Origin of the sequence: Pseudoalteromonas shioyasakiensis, assembly GCF_001550135.1 — a bacterium.
Taxonomy (GTDB): Bacteria; Pseudomonadota; Gammaproteobacteria; order Enterobacterales; family Alteromonadaceae; genus Pseudoalteromonas; species Pseudoalteromonas shioyasakiensis.
Map to the genome: position 1 here is coordinate 548,905 of NZ_LRUE01000015.1, position 19,113 is coordinate 568,017.

General features: G+C 39.4%; 12 protein-coding genes. 3 read left to right on the forward strand and 9 right to left on the reverse strand.

Translation table 11 applies throughout. The features are described from left to right. On the reverse strand, positions 1-597 hold the full coding sequence (locus PASHI_RS11740) for a hypothetical protein (protein ID WP_062565741.1): 597 nt from the start codon (positions 595-597) through the stop codon (positions 1-3). A gap of 557 nt (positions 598-1,154) precedes the next feature. On the opposite strand from PASHI_RS11740, the gene PASHI_RS11745 reads away from it, so the two are divergent. Next, on the forward strand, positions 1,155-1,853 hold the full coding sequence (locus PASHI_RS11745) for a hypothetical protein (protein WP_062565742.1): 699 nt from the start codon (positions 1,155-1,157) through the stop codon (positions 1,851-1,853). A 57-nt stretch (positions 1,854-1,910) separates the two neighbouring features. On the opposite strand, the gene PASHI_RS11750 is transcribed toward PASHI_RS11745, so the two are convergent. Beyond that, complete coding sequence (locus tag PASHI_RS11750) at positions 1,911-2,327, reverse strand: hypothetical protein (RefSeq protein WP_062565743.1); 417 nt, start codon at positions 2,325-2,327, stop codon at positions 1,911-1,913. A 297-nt stretch (positions 2,328-2,624) separates the two neighbouring features. Here PASHI_RS11750 and PASHI_RS21840 point away from each other — a divergent pair, with 297 nt between their 5' ends. Continuing rightward, entirely contained in the window at positions 2,625-4,898 is a 2,274-nt protein-coding gene (locus tag PASHI_RS21840; RefSeq protein ID WP_082710914.1) for a CHRD domain-containing protein, read from the forward strand. Between the two features lie 86 nt (positions 4,899-4,984). Here the strand turns inward: PASHI_RS21840 and PASHI_RS11760 are convergent, their stop codons facing one another. The 4 genes from PASHI_RS11760 to PASHI_RS11775 all read right to left on the reverse strand — a co-directional run bounded on the left by PASHI_RS11760 (position 4,985) and on the right by PASHI_RS11775 (position 8,270). Beyond that, a complete protein-coding gene (locus PASHI_RS11760; RefSeq protein WP_062565744.1) occupies positions 4,985-5,644 on the reverse strand; it encodes a hypothetical protein in 660 nt (219 codons plus the stop codon). Between the two features lie 29 nt (positions 5,645-5,673). Continuing rightward, entirely contained in the window at positions 5,674-6,159 is a 486-nt protein-coding gene (locus PASHI_RS11765) for a DUF6436 domain-containing protein (RefSeq protein WP_082710915.1), read from the reverse strand. Between the two features lie 13 nt (positions 6,160-6,172). Next, on the reverse strand, positions 6,173-7,639 hold the full coding sequence (locus PASHI_RS11770; protein ID WP_062565746.1) for a methyl-accepting chemotaxis protein: 1,467 nt from the start codon (positions 7,637-7,639) through the stop codon (positions 6,173-6,175). Positions 7,640-7,715: 76 nt separating this feature from the next. After that, positions 7,716-8,270 carry an isochorismatase family protein gene (locus tag PASHI_RS11775; RefSeq protein WP_062565747.1) on the reverse strand — a complete coding sequence of 185 codons (555 nt, stop codon included), beginning with the start codon at positions 8,268-8,270 and terminating at the stop codon, positions 7,716-7,718. A gap of 253 nt (positions 8,271-8,523) precedes the next feature. On the opposite strand from PASHI_RS11775, the gene PASHI_RS11780 reads away from it, so the two are divergent. Then, positions 8,524-12,975, forward strand: a complete 4,452-nt coding sequence (locus PASHI_RS11780) for an EAL domain-containing protein (RefSeq protein WP_082710916.1) — start codon at positions 8,524-8,526, stop codon at positions 12,973-12,975. Here the strand turns inward: PASHI_RS11780 and PASHI_RS11785 are convergent. From PASHI_RS11785 to PASHI_RS11795, 3 genes are all read right to left on the reverse strand, one after another. Continuing rightward, positions 12,950-15,736, reverse strand: a complete 2,787-nt coding sequence (locus PASHI_RS11785; protein ID WP_240701535.1) for a response regulator — start codon at positions 15,734-15,736, stop codon at positions 12,950-12,952. The two genes, PASHI_RS11780 and PASHI_RS11785, sit on opposite strands and share 26 nt — an antisense overlap. Positions 15,737-15,799: 63 nt before the next feature. Further along, entirely contained in the window at positions 15,800-16,693 is an 894-nt protein-coding gene (locus PASHI_RS11790) for a cation diffusion facilitator family transporter (protein WP_055198783.1), read from the reverse strand. Positions 16,694-16,953: 260 nt separating this feature from the next. Continuing rightward, positions 16,954-18,888 carry a methyl-accepting chemotaxis protein gene (locus PASHI_RS11795; RefSeq protein WP_062565750.1) on the reverse strand — a complete coding sequence of 645 codons (1,935 nt, stop codon included), beginning with the start codon at positions 18,886-18,888 and terminating at the stop codon, positions 16,954-16,956. Positions 18,889-19,113 lie beyond the last annotated feature (225 nt).

Consider the following 19,113-nt stretch of genomic DNA (forward strand, 5'->3'; position numbering starts at 1 on the left):
TTATTCTTTATTTTTAAAGCTTAAATCATTTTGACAAAAAGCATCTATTAAACCATCACTATCCGCTTTATTTATTTTTGCTTCTTTAGGGAGCTCTATATACAAATAATCATAGTTATATTTACCTTCATCAGTCATTCGATTAAGTTTATATCCAATCATGAATTTATCACCTCTACTGTAATCTAAAACTGATATGTTACAATGAGTTGTGTAGTTAATCGAAAATACTAATGAAGCTTTAGCATCTTCGAATTCATCATAGCTCCCAAATAGAGGCACTGAGAAACTATCTATCACTCCAGTGTATTCATCAAAAGCTTTTTGTTTATCTAAAAATGAATCTACTTCAGAATTGACAATATTGATAAACTTTTCTATTGAAGGTTTAATATCATCGAATTCAATACTTGTGTTTCTATTCTTAAAGAAAGTCATATCCTCAGCAGTGTAACCATATACTAGGCATTTTTTTGCTGTAAAAATATCACCTCCGATTCGGCCTAACAGATAAGAGTCTTCACAATATTCTGATATAGGCTGTAACGCCATGCAAATGCCACTTTGGAATAAAAGGATAAAAATTAAATACTTCATAGTATCTCCACCATTTAACTTGAGTCTCTTCGATTAGCTCAGAAAAAAACTGTTACGTTTTTGGCATAGTGCTTAACCATAATCCACGAAAGAAAAACAAGAACCGACTCCTAGCTCTGTTGAATTCCATTCAATTTTATTAAAAAAACCATAATGAAAAACATTACTACAATTGCTATAGATGAGTATTTAATGGCTTTACAAGCCCAAACTTTGTCTTCCCGATAGGATTCAACTTTGAACAGCTTAAAACCATGATAAATTGCACCTGTTCCGCCGTAGTAGTTTATGAAAAGCTCTTTTTTGCGTATTTTGGAGCTAAGATAAACAAAACCATTACAAACAAAAATAAAACAGCCGAAAGTACCATCAAAATAATAAGAAAATAATCTATCATTTCACCAGTTCACATTTACATATTTATCAGTAACTTACTATACCAATAAAAAGCAAGTTGTGCTCCAACCAAACTTAAACACAATCTGGTGTTTTTAGTTGATAGTAAGGTACTGCATTTGTTATTTTACTCCTAATACTAAATATGTAATCGAGGACACATGGAAGCGCCTACTTTTGAATTAACCCGTGATAACTTTAACTTAATCTTTTTTCAGACTTTCATAAAAACGAAAGTGCAAGCTGAAATACCTATCTTGAGATGCGCAGTCCCTTTACCTAAAGCACAGAAATTCAAAGCAAAATTAATCACCGGTGCTATATTCATCATTGCTTGCCACCTTGTTTGGAAAACACAATCCGGTGCAGGTGCAATTGCCGCTGTGATCATTACATATCTCAGTTACTTTTTAGTTCAAATGTTTATCGCCAATAAGCGTTACTTCATCCATGAATCCCCGTTGTGCGAAATTAAAATAAACCAAGAACAGGTTTACCTGCCTGCACTTTTATTCGATGACAGAAAACCACGAACAATTAAAAGAGAAGATTTACTTAATGTTGAGGCCATATGGAATTTTACACGCACCAAAAGCGGCTACGATATTAACGATCCACAACCTAGGCGTGCCTATCTATTTTCTGTTATTTTTAAAACTCGCTATGGTGATTCAATTCCTTTAAATGACTGGAGCTTAGAACATCCTGAGCTTTTCAAGAAACTTGTTGAGTATGATTACCCAGTAACTATGATCAGAACAGCCAAACGCGGGTCACCAATAACAGTTCACATAAAATGGTTCTTCCTATTTACCTTTATATGTACTCTCATCTACTCACTTATAAAGTATGTAATTTAGCGGACTTATAAATATGCAATTGGCAAAGTAACTGCGAACAAGCGCTTTGCCTTAAACTTACGCTTTATTGTTAAACAGCATACCAGAGTGATTACTAGAAGTAGGAGCAAACAATAAGTTTATCATCGTAGAAACATTACTTTTTACGGCAAGCTGGACTGCATTTATTTCTTCATCAAGTTGTTCATTAAGCTCTAGCAACTCACTTTCTCGTTGTTCTGGAGCTAGGTCTTTGTTGCTTTTTAAACTATTAATCTTATTTTGTAACTCCTTTATTTTCACTACTAGCTCTTGCTGTGTTTGTGATGTCTTTGATTGAGCTTCTGCTTGTGGATCAGAATCAACGCCCGCTTCTTGTTGTTTAGAGCCTTGAAGGTTTGTTGCTTTTTCACTTGCTGGGTTTAGCTCATTTTTATTTTGCTGATCTAATAATGGCTCTTTTAGGAATGAGGATATGTACGAAGTTAGCTGCATAGTTTTCCTATCGTTAATTTTTTGACGTTTAGCTATAAACCTTTTGAAAACAAAATAGATGCACAATCCGTACCTATTTACCACCCAAAACTTTTATGTTGCTAAGCATGTTTTTTCCTTTAAAGTTAGCGATATTAAACTTTAACTATTAATCCCCTCTTTCAACAAACCAATACTAAAGAATCAGTTTTTAACTTTTAAATAACCTTTTGTGATCTCTTTTTAAACACCTGCCGTAAGCCTTATTGAAATGGACACGTCGTAACGTCCGAACATACAAAGATATAAGGAAGAACGATGAAATACATACTCCTGGCTAGCAGCTTACTTTTTCTCACCGCGTGTAGCGATGATGATGACGATAATACCGAAGTTGTTACCCCTCCCCCAGTTCAAGAATTCACTCCAAGTAAAACCTATTCTGTAACTTTAAGTGGCAAACAAGAAGTGCCAATGAATGACTCAATGCAAACAGCAACTGCAACGGTAGAGCTTGACGAAAGTTTAATGCAATTTCGTGCAACACTTGATGCAAGCTCAGTCGAAGGTTTTAGCGCAGCACACATACACGACGGTGATTTAGGCGCTAATGGTGATGTTGCTTTTGCATTTGAAGCCACTACCGATGGTATGTATGAAGTCGCAATTACCGACCTTGATGAAAGCTTGATTGCTGATTTAATGGATGGCGATTGGTACATTAACCTTCATACCGAACAATATGCAAACGGCGAACTTCGTGCGCAAATTGTGCCTGATACAACCAGCATCATCACGTTTGTTTTAAATGGCGATCAGCAAGTGCCTATGAACGACAGTGACGCAATGGGTTACGGCTATGCATCTTATGATAGCGCCACGACAGAATTACGACTTCGTGCGGTGACTATGGGTGTTGATGACGCTACAGCAGCTCACATCCATACAGGAAAATTAGGTTCAAATGGTGATGTATTTGTGACTTTAGAGCAAGACGACGAAGTCATGACTGACTGGGTTGTACCTGAAGATACCATGATAGACAGCGACACTCTGGCAGTACTTTTAGACGGCGGTCACTATGTTAACGTTCACACACCAGAATTTGCCGGTGGCGAAATTCGCGGCCAAATCTTAACAGACAACTATGCAGTTGCGACCTTTGACTTGAGTGGTGCACAAGAAGTGCCTATGGTCAGCACCATGGCTGATGGTGATGGTTATGCCCTTGTTGATACAACAGACTACAGTGTAGAGCTTACTGTTGTCACGTCAGGCTTAGACGATGCAAGTGCTGCGCATATTCATACAGGTCGTATCGGTACTAATGGCGATGTATTAGTAGCTCTTGAACAATCAATGGACGACAGTAACGTCTGGATGACACCAAGCAACACGCAAATCAATGCAGATATTTTTGCAGTGCTGGCTTCTGGCGGTCACTATGTCAATGTTCATACACCTGCTAATGCTGGCGGCGAGCTTCGTGGGCAAATCCTAACCAGTAACTATGGCTTTACGAGTTTTAAACTAAGCGGTGAGCAAGAAGTTCCTGCCATCGAATCTGATGCAAGTGGTGAAGGTTATGCATTAATCAACATGGATAACTATGCCTTAGAGCTATTAGTAAACACAATGGGTGTTGATGATGCGACAGGTGCACACATTCACACTGGCCGAATTGGCACGAATGGCGACGTACTCGTTGCACTTGAGCAGTCAACAACTGACGCGGGCATGTGGATGACACCAGCAAATACCATGATCAACGCAGAGATATTTGAGGTACTTGCATCAGGAGGTCATTACGTTAACGTACATACGCCTGCTAACACGGGTGGCGAAATTAGAGGTCAGATCCTAACAGACAACTATCAGCTCGTTACTTTCCCACTCAGTGGTATGCAAGAAGTTCCAGCGGTTGATACGATGGCATCAGGTAGTGGTTATGCCTTAGTCAATATGGATAATTACCATCTAGAATTAAGAGCGTTAACCGAAGGTGTGAGTGATGCTACTGCTGCCCACATTCATACAGGTCGTATAGGCACCAATGGCGACGTTCTTGCCGCGTTAGAGCAATCAAGCGATAACATGAACCTGTGGCAAACACCTGAAAACACCATGATCAGTGCAGATATTTTTGCAGTACTCGCATCAGGTGGTCACTACGTTAATGTGCATACTCCAGCTAACCCAGGTGGTGAACTACGTGGTCAAATCCTTACCGACAACTACGTGTTTGTAACCTTCCCGCTTTCTGGTGAACAAGAAGTACCCGCGGTCACAACGGATGCATCTGGTGATGGTTATGCGCTAGTGAATACCAATGATTACAGTGTTGAGCTGCAAGTATTAACATCGGGTGTAATCGATGCAACTGCTGCACACATTCATACCGGTGTAGCCGGTGAAAATGGCCCTGTGTTAGCTCCTCTTGTACAAGACAGTGATGATATGAATCGCTGGATGAGTAGCACAGGCTTAATGATAGATGCCGATATCTTTTCAGTTTTAGCTTCAGGCGGTCATTATGTAAACATTCATACGCCTGCAAATCCAAGCGGTGAGATACGAGGCCAAATTCAATAATTTTATAAAGTCAGAGGCCAATATTTTTGGCCTCTTTTATGACTAAGCATGAGAACATTACTTCATAAAAAGTTATACCATTAACTTTATTGGCTCATGATATTTGGCACTCTAATCCGCTCTGATTCACTCTTATCTTTATTCAAAACTGCGAGTGTCTCATTATCAATCCATCTAATATCGCCTAGTAAGCCATTAAACAGAAACTCATCAGGCTCAGCACTAAATAAACGTTTTGAAAACAGCACTTCCCCGATTTTATTTTTGATTTTTACAAAACAATCAAAGCTCATCGATTCGTGATGGCACTCTAATTCTGCAATAAGTTTTCTGTTACGGTTATGCTTTTTTCGAAAGGTATAATGGTTAACAAAACTATCTCTCAAAACCGCTGCATATGCTTGATTAAACGGCTCTATTGGCCATTCATACATTACTGTTAATTTAACTAATGCTTGCTGCAACGTATCTAATAGGCATAGTTTCTTTTCATTCTCACCTAATCTATTAAATGCTATAAAATCAAAAGGTTGATAAAATTTAAGCACAGAACTACTTAACTCTGTGGTCCCATCACGTTTATCCGATTCACTTAACTTAATAATTACTCGGTAAATTCCGTTAGTCTCTATCTGACAAAAATACCGTTCATAATGGGCGTATACACTTCTAGAAAATAAGATAAATTTTCTACATTCGGCTAGCTCTTGTTTAAAGGCCCACAGATCAAATTCTTTTAATTTCATGTTTATTTTAACGCTGCTTTTTTAATAGCTCAATTAATCTCACAATAGCACCCCTCAGCATCTGAGTTAATAAACTGGCTATTAAAACCCGCACGTAAGTTTGCGATTACTAGCTCAACAAAGCCATTCTGACTTGAACAGGCGAGTCCCTTTGATAATGGCCCTGCATACACAAGCTGTTGATTTTCTGAAACAAGTACTGCGGCAGGTTGAGCGGGTAATATTGCAGCAACCGCAGATGTTGGTTTAAGTTTTATTACTTCAATACCTTGCTCTGCTGCATAGCTGCTAAGGCTTGTTATGTGCGGTTGTGAGCGCTCTGAGCATACACAGGTATTTTCATCAATAATGTACAAGGTATCGGCATTGTTGATGTCAAGCCGCATACTTTGTTGAAAAGCAGGTAACCAATTAGCTGTGGCTAGCTTTTTATCTGGATCAAAGGTGCTTGCTTGTTGAGAATAAGCAAACACCAAGGCTAATGCTACAGAGGCAACCCAAAGTAGAGTTGCCATTATCAGCCATTTGCTATTTGAATTTAGCAATACCTTGCTCCAGTACATCGATACTTACATCAATTAACTGTACGCGATCGGTGAGCTTTTCAATCATCAAGTTGTCGTTGGCTTGGTTAGCAATTAAGGCTTGTGAGTTCTCGGCAATAGCACGTGTATTACCCGCTTGATTTTGCACTACATGAGCAACCGATTGTGAGCTACTTGCGGCAACATTCACCTGCTCTGTCATCTCGGTAATTTGCAGTTTCATCTGCGAACTAATGGCCGACAACTGCTCTATAAGCGCAACACTACCCTGCATCGACTTAGTTGATGAGGCACTGTTTTGCATCAAGCTTTCAAGCGTATTAGTTATTTTATCCGTCGTGTTTTTACTGCGTGTTGCCAAGTTTCTAACTTCATCAGCCACTACCGCAAAGCCGCGGCCTTGTTCACCTGCACGTGCAGCTTCAATTGCAGCGTTAAGCGCAAGTAAATTCGTTTGCTCAGCAATTGACGAAATTTCATTAAGTAATTCTGAGATATGCGAACATGCACTCACCAGTTGGCCTATATTTTGATCTGCTTCTTGAAGGTTATTAGCAAGCTCAGCCGTTTTGCTGTCTGTATTCGCCACTTCATTTAATGCCTCTGTAGCACTTAAATGGAGCTGCTCAAACTGTGTTTGTAGCTCATTACTTTCTTGTTCAACATGAGCAAAGCCTTCGGCGACTCGTTCACCTGACTGCGCGATATCCGTCGATAGCTGCTCACGATTAAGTGCTTGCTCATGCAGTTCGTCGTGTACTTCAAGTAATTGTTTAGACTGGTTTTTTAAAACACTACTTTGGCTTTGAACATCACCAATCACGCTCGATACAAAACCTAGTAAGCGGTTAAAACCCGCCACGGCTTCACTGTGGCTATCATCCGCTCTTAAGCTAATATTTATGCTGTTTTCGTCGGCCATTATCTGCTCTGTAGTTGTGCTTAACGATAAGCCAGAACTACGTTCAAGATGAAGGGTTTTTGCAATGTAGCCAGCTACAATCGCTTCAACAATGGCATACACGGCATGGATAAGTACGGTGCTAAAATACAATCGATCTGGGTCAAAAACGTATAAACCGACTTCGTTTATCTGTAAAAAGTAAAAGCTCAAATGGTGAACTGCCACAAAAGCAAGTGCAGTAATAAACACGCGCCATTCAACAAACATGATCAACACGGCCATTAAAATAAATATTTCAAAGTGAACTTCAATTAAGCCGTAGCTTTGTTGGATGTGTAAAAACGAAAACATCATGCAACCGGCAGCCACAACATGGGCTGTTAATTTGCTCGTTGGGTATTGATGGAGCATCCAAAGCGGTAAAGATAGCAATAATAAACCGGTTACCACACCTGTAATTAGGGTCGAATAGATAAAACCCAAAACTAAAGATTCAACAAACAATAAAAGGAACAAATAAGTAAAAAGGCGGCGCACACTCGTCATAGATAAAGCCTTAATTATTAAATAATATACAAAAATACAATTAATCGAGCCAATACGGTTTGATGCGCATCATGGTTCACTTTATTAATTGCAATAATGCTCTAAATTGATCAGTCCCTGCTTTTTCTAGCCATTGAAATATCAAACTTTCTGTACAAGTAATAATAGCACCTGCTGCCGATAGCTGCTTAATTGCTAACTCTTTGTGTTTTTCGTTACGTGATGCAATGGCATCTTCCACTACAAACACTTGGTAACCATTGGCAATTAAGTCTAAACATGTTTGCAGTACACACACATGCGACTCTGTACCCGTTACCACTATTTGCTTACGGTTAAAGCCAGCCAATAGGTTGTTAAATTGAACCTCTTGGCATGCGCTAAAATGTATTTTGTGATGGCAGTTAGTGCCACTTATAAAAGGTAAAAGCTGTTCACTACTTTTACCTAACTTGGTTGGGTTTTGTTCGGTAAATAAATAGGGAATATCTAAAGCTTTAGCTGCTTTTATTAACTTTTCGGTCTGATTAACAGCTAAGCCAAAGTCGTTAATTACCGGTTCAAGCCCTGCCTGAAGGTCAATAATCAATAACAATGCATTACTTTTTTGGCTTATAAATGAATGGCGCATCACGTTCTCAAATTGCTGATAATTGAACTAGTTATAGCATAGGTTTCAGTTTCAGCAACAAGTAGACCTTATTACTATTTTTTCTTTTCAGAACCATTAATTACGGTCATAATTGTGCTATATTTTGTTAAAAATTATGCGCAAATAATAATTTAGGGTTAATCAGTCAGTGCCTAAACTTTTTCTTTTGATTTTCAGTTTGCTGTTCTTCACGCTTTCCTCTTCGGCGTTGGCACAAAACTATGCTTTGCAAATGCAGCGTATTTCAACCGATGAAGGCCTTACGCAAGGCAGTGTAACTAAAATCGTGCAAGATGATTTAGGCTTTATCTGGATTGGTACCTATCAAGGCTTAAATAGGTATGATGGTTATCAGGTAGCGCCTTTTGCTGGTGAGTACATACTTGATCAGCGACAAATTACCGCAATGCATAAAACTGACGACGGAAACATTTTCGTCAGCACTGAGTTTTCAGGTGCTTTTCTAATAGACCCAAAAACACTAAAAGTTGAAAAAATCTATTCTGGCAAACTAGACCCTGAAGATGTTTTCTTTTCGCCTATTTTAGCAATCACTGAAGACGATTACTTTTTTTACTTCGCTATTGCTCAGCACGTTTATTCATACAACAAGCAATCAAAAAAGTTTTTGCATGAGTTTTCTATCAATAAAGAAGAGCATATTGTTCGGGCACTCACCCTGCACGACAACTTTTTATATATCGGCACATCAAATGGGCTTTTCTCAAAAAACCTTGCAGATGATCATATTTCGCATATTCCGCTAACCGATAAATCTCAGGTCACCGAAGATAATAAAAACGTAAAATTTTTAAGGGTCGATGCGCAACTGGGCTTATTTGTTGGCACTGTAGAGGGCATGTTTGATATACCTTTTAACGCTAACCGTTTATTGGCATTTGATAAGGTAAGGCTGTTAATCCCTAACTTAAATATTTGGGACTATTCTGTTAGCTCATTCGGTGAATATGTTGTCACAGAAAAAGGATTGTTCGAATTTAATCGCCAAACAATGTCGGTTGAGTTCATCTTAAACTTTGAACAAAGTAAGTTTTTGATGTCTGACAATTCAATTCAAGATGTCATGATTGATAAAACAGGGCTGCTGTGGCTTGCCTCTCGCTCACAAGGTGTTTTTACTTGGTCAACACTCGCAAGACGTTTTAAACATATTGAATTAAAAAATAACCAAGCTCGCTTCAACAATAATGTCTGGTCGGTATTACAAGATCAAAACAATACCGTTTGGATAGGTACAGATAATGGCCTAATGAAGTACAACCAAGTTACTAAAGATATTACACCCTACTTAGTTAGTAACGATGAAAAAGCCTTTCATGGTGAGCATGGTATTTATGGTATTACCGAGGCTAACATTGATGACAACAACCGTTATCTGTGGCTAATGAAATACATAGGACTTGCCTTGTTTGATAAACAGACCGGCGAACTAGTGCCTATAAAAGGCAATGCTGAGACCATGCACCTCATAAATTACGGCCCAAACTGGGGCTTTCGTGCTATGGGTAATGATCAATTTGCATTTTTAGATGAGCAAAATTTTTATAAGTACAATGGTAAAACAGGCGAACTTACCACTATTAAAGGATTAAAAGAACAAGTTGACCTAGTTAATGCCCATGCTTTTTTAAAGCCACTGCCTGATCATCCTGATGAATATGTACTGAGTATGTCTGGAAAATTGTACCGCTACAATGAGCAGACTCAAAAGTTAACACTGATATACCAAACAGATAACTATAACCCTTTAGCGTTCACAACAATTGATGACTGGGTGATGGATTATAACAATACGCTTTGGCTTGGCTCGGCTGACGAAGGACTTATTGGCATAGATGCTAAAACTTACGAAGTTAAACACCGTATTAATATACAGTCGGGCTTAAAAGCTAAATCTGTTTTTGCATTGCAAATAGATCGTTTTGGTTTTTTATGGTTAGGGACTCAAAATGGCCTTTACCGCCTTGACTTAAGCTCCTTAGAACTTGACCGTTACTTTATTCGCGATGGTTTAGCCGTTAATGAATTTAACATTGATGCCGACACCACCTTACATAACGGACAACTTGCATTTGGTAGTACCCGAGGCGTACTTTTACTTTCACCAGAAGACTTTTTATCGTCGCCTGTAGAGGCTGGTAATATAAATACCGAAATAACCAATGTAACTTTGCTTTCGCGAGAGCTTAACTACCATCCATATAAATATGTGAATACGCCTCTGCAGATCACCTATGATGATATGGGCTTAGCAGTCACCTTTTCTAATTTTGATACCATCAATAAAGATAAAACATCGTACCGAGTGACCCTTGATGGGCCAACCTCACTGCAATACGACAAGCTAACAACCAATGAGGTCTTTTTCACTAAGTTACCGCCTGGTGATTATGTGTTATCAGTGTCGTCGTCAACCGAGTTAAGCGATGCAATATCAGCGTCTAGACAACTAAGATTCAATGTTGCACATGCACCTTGGTCATCCCCTTCTGCAAAAGCAAGTTATGTCATTATTGTTTTAGCTGTTTTGTTTTTCCTATTTTGGCAATACCGTGCTCGTCAGCAAATGATCGGCCGTGCGCATGCAGAAGCTGTAAAATCACAACAACAAACCGAACTCGCTTTAAGTAGTACTAAAAGTGGTGTTTGGGAGATTAACCTAGCAGAACAATTTTTAAGAACGACTCGCTTTTCTGCTGAGCTGGGCTATGCCGAATATAAAGATGGTATAAACCTCAACAAGTTTGTGGGCTTAGTGCACCCGCACGATCGCAATAATGTAACTAGCCAGTGGCAACTATTTTGTAAGCAAACAAATAACCAACAATGGAATACCACTTACCGTTTAAAACATAAAAATGGTAGCTGGCTTTGGTATGAAGACATTGGTCGTATTGTTGCAACCGATGAAAACAACCGCCCATTAAAAATAACCGGTATTTATACCAATATTACTGAGCAACGCGCTAATGCCCAGCAAGCCAGTGTGCTCGGCGAAGCATTTGGGCAAATAAACGACTGGTTGCTAATTTTAGACAATCAACTCAAACCATTTTCTGCTAATGCCAGTTTTGGTGAAGCATTCGCCACGCCAAACAATGTTGCAGAGCTTACTAGTCGCGACTTTATTGCAGCCATAGGCCGTGCAAAATACCTTGAATATATAGACGTATTAAAAACACTTAAGCCAAAGCAAAACTGGAAAACAGAAGCTGTTATTCGCACGCTAAAAAGCCCTGCACACCCGGTTCATATTAGTGTCACGGCTGTAGCCAAGGAAAACCAATCAATTAGTCATTATGTAATTGTAATTTCAGACTTAACAGAGCAAAAACGCGCTGAAGACGATTTGCGCTATTTAGCAAATTATGACCCGTTAACGGGCTTGCCTAACCGCTCCCTAATGCATACAAAAATTAGTAACTGTATAAATAACGCAAAAAAATACAATAAACTAGCTGCATTATTGTTTATTGATTTAGATAAATTTAAGCCTGTAAATGATTCATTCGGTCATGCTGTCGGCGACCAATTACTTTGCGATATCACGCAAAGAGTAAGCCTAATGTTACCTGATAACGCCGTAATAGGCCGTCAAAGTGGCGATGAGTTTTTGGTACTTGTTAAAGATTTACACTCCCCGCAAACACTCAGTGAGCTCGTTAAAAAGCTCACAGAAGAACTGGCAAGCAAAGTTATAATTGACGACTTTTCAATCAATATTTCTGCGAGTGTTGGTGTCGCTCTTTACCCATTTGATGCGAAAACAGCAGATGATTTAATTAAAAATTCAGATATAGCCATGATGCACGCCAAGCAATCTGGCCGTAACAATTTTAAATATTTCACTGAGCAGATGAATAACCAGCTAACCAAAAAGCTGTTACTTGAAAATGCCTTGAAAGATGCGTTTAAAGACGATGAGTTATTTAATAACTATCAGCCTATTGTTAATGCTAAAACTAAAAAAATAAACGGCGTTGAGCTTTTAATGCGCTGGAAGAACGAGCAAGGTTTTGTATCACCTGCTGAGTTTATCCCTATTGCCGAAGAAATTGGTTTAATCGATGCGCTGACTGAGCAAGCCCTTGATAGATCGCTAACAGAGCTGCTACCTATGCTGCGTGCTAACCCTCAGTTTTATTTATCATTAAACCTGTCACCGACGCATATTTTAAAATCGAACTTAACTGAACGTTTATTACTTATTTTGAATAATCACATGGTTAAGCCGGTTCAACTACGTCTTGAAATTACAGAAAATACGCTTTTAGAAGATAAAGAGAAAGCCTCTAAGCAGCTGCAAAAACTTAAAAATGCCGGCTTCAAACTATTACTTGATGACTTTGGCACAGGTTACTCGTCACTAACTTACCTAAGTCAATTCCCGATTGATGTGATCAAAATAGACCAAAGCTTCGTGCGTAATATCGGCCAAGATAAAAGTAATGAATCGATTATTAAAACCATCCATGCGCTGTCATCGAACTTAGGCTTATATTGTATTGCTGAAGGGGTTGAGACAGGAGAGCAAATCAGCTTCTTAACAGAGATGGGCTGCGAAGATTTACAAGGTTACTACTTCGCGAAACCCATGCTGGCCGATGACCTCATTGCAGAAAGTACGATTCAGGCAATCATTGATCGACTAAACGCGCTTTAAACCATTTATTTAAGCAGCGATAAAGCTCATCTTTATTTATGGGCTTTGAGATAAAGTCATCCATACCCGCTACAAGGCAACGTTTTTGGTCCTCTTCAAAGGCGTTCGCCGTAATAGCAATAATGATAGCTTCGCCATACAGCGCAGGATTCTGTTTTATTTCTTGTGTACATTGATAGCCATCCATGTGAGGCATTTGGCAGTCCATCAAAATAATATCTGCCGCAAAGCTTTTAAGCTGCTCAAGCGCCTGTAAGCCATCGTTTGCCATTTTGATAGAACACTGGGTGTCTTGCATCATTTTTTGCAGCACGATTTGATTGACAGGGTTATCTTCAACAATTAATACATTTATGCCACTAAGTGTTGGCTTGTCTGTACTTTGTTCTGCCGTTGCTTCTGCGTCGCTCACAGTGACTGGGATGGCAACAGTAAACTCACTGCCCTCACCTTCTTGACTCACCAAAGAAAGCTCTCCATCCATCAACTCTATAATACGTTTACTAATGGTTAGCCCAAGCCCAGTACCACCATATTTACGGGTGGTCGATATATCGGCTTGAGTGAACTCTGTAAACAGTTTGGCCTGTTGATTGGCTGAAATACCAATGCCTGTATCACGAATTGATATTTCAAGAGCGCCATCGACCATTTGGCATTGCATGTTTATTTCACCTGACTCAGTAAATTTACCCGCATTGCTCAAAATGTTATTGATTACTTGGCTAAATCTTAGCGGATCTAAACGGATATACTCAGGTATATCGTTTGCTATGCTTAAGTTAAATTCGACACCTGTTTTCACGCTGGTATTACTAAATACTTTTGCTAACTGTTGCAATAAAGCCTTAATCTCAACGGCGCGGTTTTCTAATTTAAGTGCACCCGCTTCAATTTTAGAAAAATCTAAAATATCATTTAAGATCAATAGCAAATTATTAGCGCTTTGATGGATCATCGCCAGCTCATCACGTTCAGTTTCGGGCAGTTTAGGGTTTTCTAATAGCAGTTGAGTCATGCCTAAAATACCATTGAGCGGGGTGCGGATTTCATGGCTCATGTTCGCTAAAAATTGCGACTTAGTACGGTTAGCTTGGTTCGCTAAGCGCACAGCTTCGACTAGCTCATTAGTTTTATCATTAACTTGTTGCTCGAGCTGGGCATTAAAATCGGTCAATTTGTTATTCAACACTTCGTTTTCGTGATTCGCTTGATGTAAGCGATTAAAATTAAGCGCCAGCTTATTTGCTAAACTCGAAAACTGCGACTGCAAACGACTCACTTCTAGCCAAGTTTGTGGTAAGTCGGTATCTGTGATTGCCCGCTCAGGTTCAAATTTGTCTATTTGTTCAGCTAACTTTTCGATAGGAGCAATTAACCAGCGGCTTAACTGCGTTATGAACACACTGGTTAATAAAATAATGAACAATATCATCACCAAAGACTGACCCCATGCACTCACCGCAACATTGTTGGCATGTTTGCGATTGAGCATGGTCATTACAATCCAGTTATGCTCTGTTGAGCGAGCTTCTCTGGCGTAAAACTGCTGCTCGTTCTCAGCATCAAACATTTTAAAGCGTGCTTCGTCTGCAAATGAATCTATTTCTTCATCTGTTAATTGTTGTAACTCTTTAAAGTCATCTAATGTGCTAAATACCACTTTGTTGCTGGCATCTAAAATCAACAACTCGCCTTGGTGACTAAATAGACTGGGCCTAAGGCCTGCAAAATAATCAAACATCAGTGAGCCTTCAACGACGCCGGTAAAGGTATTTTCAATATAAATCGGTGCTGATACCGCAACTATAGGTAAAGAGCCAAAACCGCGGCCCTTAAATATTGTTGAGATATAACCAAGCTCATTATTAGGCGCATTGATAAAGTAATCTCTATCTGCCACATTGGCGCGAATGTTTGACTGCTGCAAACTAATCGCTAACGATTGTGGATAAAAGTGAGTGACATCAGCAAGGGCATCAACAATGATTTGTGTTCTAAAATCAGGGTATAGATTTGCCATATTTTCAAGGGCAATTTGACGAGGAACTCCATTGGCTATACTTCTGGCAGTAAGTACCACCCCTTTTTTATGGTGATCGAGGTGACCATCAATTGTGCGTGCGATTTCTTTGGCTTTTTCTTTTAACTGTGCATTTATCTCATACTCAATGCGCGCATAATGGTTATTGGTTAGTACTACTGAGGTTAATATAACTACCAGCACAACCAGCAAAGTAACAACATAATTAAGTATTTTATAGAGTGACGAATAATGTTTATGCCACGAATAGCGGCTAAAGAAGAAGCTTAGTAAATCAATAACAGATAAGTAAATTGCCGCATTTAAGCAGTATTTAGCAAGTGCGATGGCAATGGTTAAAATTGGAAGACCTAAAAAGAAATGGCCAAAACTCCAAAGTAGGGGTAAACCAATTACAAACCAAAACAGCATGCCTCGTAAAAAAACTGGCCGCGCTTTTGACAAACAGAATACCTGCAAGCAGATCAATTCTAAGGCAAATACAATGGACGGCCAAGCATGCCCCCAGCGGTAAAAAATAAACCCTGTACTTAAAATAAAGGTGATTATTGCGAACCGCCAACCGAATAGCAGCAAGCTTAAGATCACAAAAAACTGACCAAGAAGAAATTCTGAGCTATCTAAAAACCAAATTGGTAATAAATTAACAACTCCCGCAACACAACCAAGCAGTACTGCGGCTAAAAAGTTGAAATATGAAGGCTTATTTTGAAGCAAAAAAGGTATCCTAACTTCATAGTGATACCTTTAAATTAAAAGAAAATTAAACTTTTTGCCACTTTAATTAACATGGTGGCATTCATGACTTTCTATTTGCAGCACACTTTTTCCAATTTTAAAGCGCGATTGCAATAGTTTTTCGACCTTTAAGCGACATGCTTCGTCATGCTTTTCAACGGTACAATGCTGTTTTAAAACAACGTGCGCGCCAACAATAATGTCTTTGTCTTGGCGCATTACCGTGACATTATGAACATTTTGTACATGTTCAACCGAAGCGATACTTTGTTCAATATCAGCTACATTCGGCAGCTTACTTCTATTTTCAAGTAAGCCTTGAATACAACGAATGATCACTTTAACCCCAGTAAACAAGACAAAGGTAGCAATCAACATACTCGAAATAATATCAATTTCGGCCCAGCCAGTTAGGTGGATTAAAATACCAGCGAAGAAGGTTGAAACCGTTGAAATTAAATCAAAAAACGAGTGTAAAAACACCGCATACACATTAATGCTTGCTTTGCGCCCTTTGTATAGCACCCATGCTGCAGCACCATGAAATAAAAAGCCTATCGCCGAAATCACCGACATCAGATAGCTATTAATTTGTAAATCATGACCATCGCTATGATGAAGGTAGCGCTCACCCCCTTCATAAAGAATAATTAAGCTAATGCTTAAATATAAGATGCCATTGATCAAGCCACCCGTAAGCTCTGCGCGCTGATAGCCATCATTAAAGTTTTTTGCAAAATATATCGCCATGCTTGAGGCAATAAGTGCAATAAATAAAGAACTGTTATGAACAAACAAATGCCCAGCATCAGCAAGTACAGCAAGCGAATTCGAATAATAGGCGCCAATAACCTGTATCACCATAAACGAGCACGTTATGGCTAAGGCAATCAACAAGCGGCGTCTAGATGCTTGGTGTGTTGTAATATCTGTCATGAAGAAGTGAAATACCTATCAGCTGGAAATGCGGTAATGATATAAAGTCTCAATTGTAATACGCAGCGCACTTAAACGCACTAAAAACTTAGTTAATAGTCCCTTTTTGAAAGTTTTTTGCACGATGTGTTGCTAATAAGAAAGGAATTAGCAGCGAATAAGTAAACTGAATCACTCACTTGTAAGCTAAAAAATAGTAAGGCGTTAACAACACGTGTTGTTAACGCCTTTTACTCGAAGCAGATTTAAAAAGCAGGCTATTAAACTTTAAACTGACTGACTAAATCTTTAAGGTGCTGAGCACGCGATAATAAGCTTTGCGTACCACGCTGTTGTTGCTCAGCGTTATCATGTATTTGCATTGCACTGTCTGAAATATCATGAGCCGACTGATTGATATGCTCAACCACCGTGCCCTGCTCTTCTGTGGCTGCTGCAACTTGGTGATTGCCTTGGCTTATAATCTCAAACTTCTGCTGAATAGACTGAAGTGCAGACACTGCAATATGCGTAAGTTCTGTGACCTTTTGACTACTTTGCGTACCTTCGGCAATCGCTTCTTGTGATTGCAATGATGAGCTTTGTAAGCGCGAAATCTGTTCCCTAATTTCAGAAGTCGATGTTTGCGTACGCTGTGCAAGTGAGCGTACTTCATCAGCAACCACCGCAAAGCCACGGCCTTGCTCACCCGCCCTTGCTGCTTCAATTGCCGCATTGAGTGCCAATAAGTTAGTTTGCTCTGAAATTGCATTGATCACTTCAACAACCGAGTTGATCTCAGCTGCTTGATTAGCAAACTCACCGATACTTTTATCAACCGTGATCAAAATATCATTCAATTCATTCATGGTTTGTGCTGTGGCAGCCATACTTTGATTGGTTTGCACGGTTTCTCGTACCGCTTCTTCCGTGTCACTTGCTGTACGATGAGCAATATCAGACACCTCGTTAATAGTTTGCCCCATTTCTGTAATAGCTGTGGCAACTTGATCGGTTTGCGCGCGCTGATCTTCGGTAGCAACAAAGGTTTTATTGGCAAAGCTCGCAAGATCGTCGATCCCTTCTCGCATCGCTTGCTCTGTGACACTGATTTCATCCACCAGCTCGGCTACTTTACCAATAATGGCATTAAAGCCCTTAGCAAGATGTCCCAGCTCATTATCAACACTGTCATCTAAACGTTTTGTTAAATCACCGCCGTGACCTGCCATGCCCAGTAGTTCATCACCAACACTGCGTATTTTCTTACTTAGCCAATTAGCAAAATAAAGTGTAAGCACCAAAAAGATACCCGCAAGCACGACACTTACGATAATCGACATCCAAACGACTGTATTAATCGCGCTTGATATCTCTTGCTTAGGCTGAACCGCTACAAGAGTAAGGCCTGTTCCTTCAATTGGCATAACCCCAGCATAAACATCTTCATCTGCGAGCTCGACTTGCGATAGAGTAAAGCCAATATGTTTGCTGCTCAAAAAGCTTTGTAATGCGCTTAATGAAGCGACGCTTGTGACTTGTTTACCAATATAAGCATCGTTTGCGTGTGCAATAATTCGCTTGCTGTCATCAATTAAGAATAAATACCCTTGCTCACCAATTTTACGCGACGTAACAATGCTAGAAATATCTGAAATATCATAACCAAGCCCTGCCACACCGAGGCGTTGCCCTGCAATTTCAACCAAGGTGTTAACGTATAAAGTGAGGTGTCCACCCTGCTCACTCACATCTAAGGCGAGCGCTTGGCGTTTATCTGAGCTAATAAAGTCAAAAAACCAACTGTCTCTTGACTCACTTTGTGAGATTGATTTGAAAAAGCCGTCTTGTGTGTAATAACTCATTGAGTTTTTGCTTACCCAAAACACCGATGACGCACCGCTTTTTCTTTGTAAGTCAGCAAAGTACGCCATAACACGTTGATGAATTGGCGAGCTTTTCTCACCTTCGTTCATCCACGTATGCAGAATTTGGTTTTCAGCTAAAGACTGTGACACAGAGATCGGGTAACGCATTTGAGCGTCAATTTCGGCAGCCACTTTACCCACAGCGTCAGGCAATAATTGCTTTTCGGTTTGTTGGTAATAAAGCCGAGAAAATTGGCTGGTATTGATTAAGGCGCTAACCACAGTGACAACAAACAATGCAATTAACACAAAACTAATAAAAATAGTGCGCAGCGATAGATTTCGCATTCAGCAAGCCTCATACTTAATGGTGGAGTTTTGGTTTTAGATCATCCTTGCGTCCTATCAATAATTTTAGGTAACAAGTCTGTGTTAAGCAATTGCTATTTAAGCTTTTACTGTTGTTTTTGTATGAATAATTATCAAACTCAAACAGAATAGGAACAAACGCCAACTTGTACCTTTTTTCTAGTTAAAACAATAGATACAAACAGCTCACTGAAAAAAGCCGTG

Bases quoted from the DNA above. Each gene is read 5' to 3' on its own strand.
- PASHI_RS11740 (WP_062565741.1), bottom strand. From the start codon at position 597: ATGAAGTATTTAATTTTTATCCTTTTATTCCAAAGTGGCATTTGCATG.
- PASHI_RS11745 (WP_062565742.1), top strand. From the start codon at position 1,155: ATGGAAGCGCCTACTTTTGAATTAACCCGTGATAACTTTAACTTAATC.
- PASHI_RS11750 (WP_062565743.1), bottom strand. From the start codon at position 2,327: ATGCAGCTAACTTCGTACATATCCTCATTCCTAAAAGAGCCATTATTA.
- PASHI_RS21840 (WP_082710914.1), top strand. From the start codon at position 2,625: ATGAAATACATACTCCTGGCTAGCAGCTTACTTTTTCTCACCGCGTGT.
- PASHI_RS11760 (WP_062565744.1), bottom strand. From the start codon at position 5,644: ATGAAATTAAAAGAATTTGATCTGTGGGCCTTTAAACAAGAGCTAGCC.
- PASHI_RS11765 (WP_082710915.1), bottom strand. From the start codon at position 6,159: ATGGCAACTCTACTTTGGGTTGCCTCTGTAGCATTAGCCTTGGTGTTT.
- PASHI_RS11770 (WP_062565746.1), bottom strand. From the start codon at position 7,639: ATGACGAGTGTGCGCCGCCTTTTTACTTATTTGTTCCTTTTATTGTTT.
- PASHI_RS11775 (WP_062565747.1), bottom strand. From the start codon at position 8,270: ATGCGCCATTCATTTATAAGCCAAAAAAGTAATGCATTGTTATTGATT.
- PASHI_RS11780 (WP_082710916.1), top strand. From the start codon at position 8,524: ATGCAGCGTATTTCAACCGATGAAGGCCTTACGCAAGGCAGTGTAACT.
- PASHI_RS11790 (WP_055198783.1), bottom strand. From the start codon at position 16,693: ATGACAGATATTACAACACACCAAGCATCTAGACGCCGCTTGTTGATT.
- PASHI_RS11795 (WP_062565750.1), bottom strand. From the start codon at position 18,888: ATGCGAAATCTATCGCTGCGCACTATTTTTATTAGTTTTGTGTTAATT.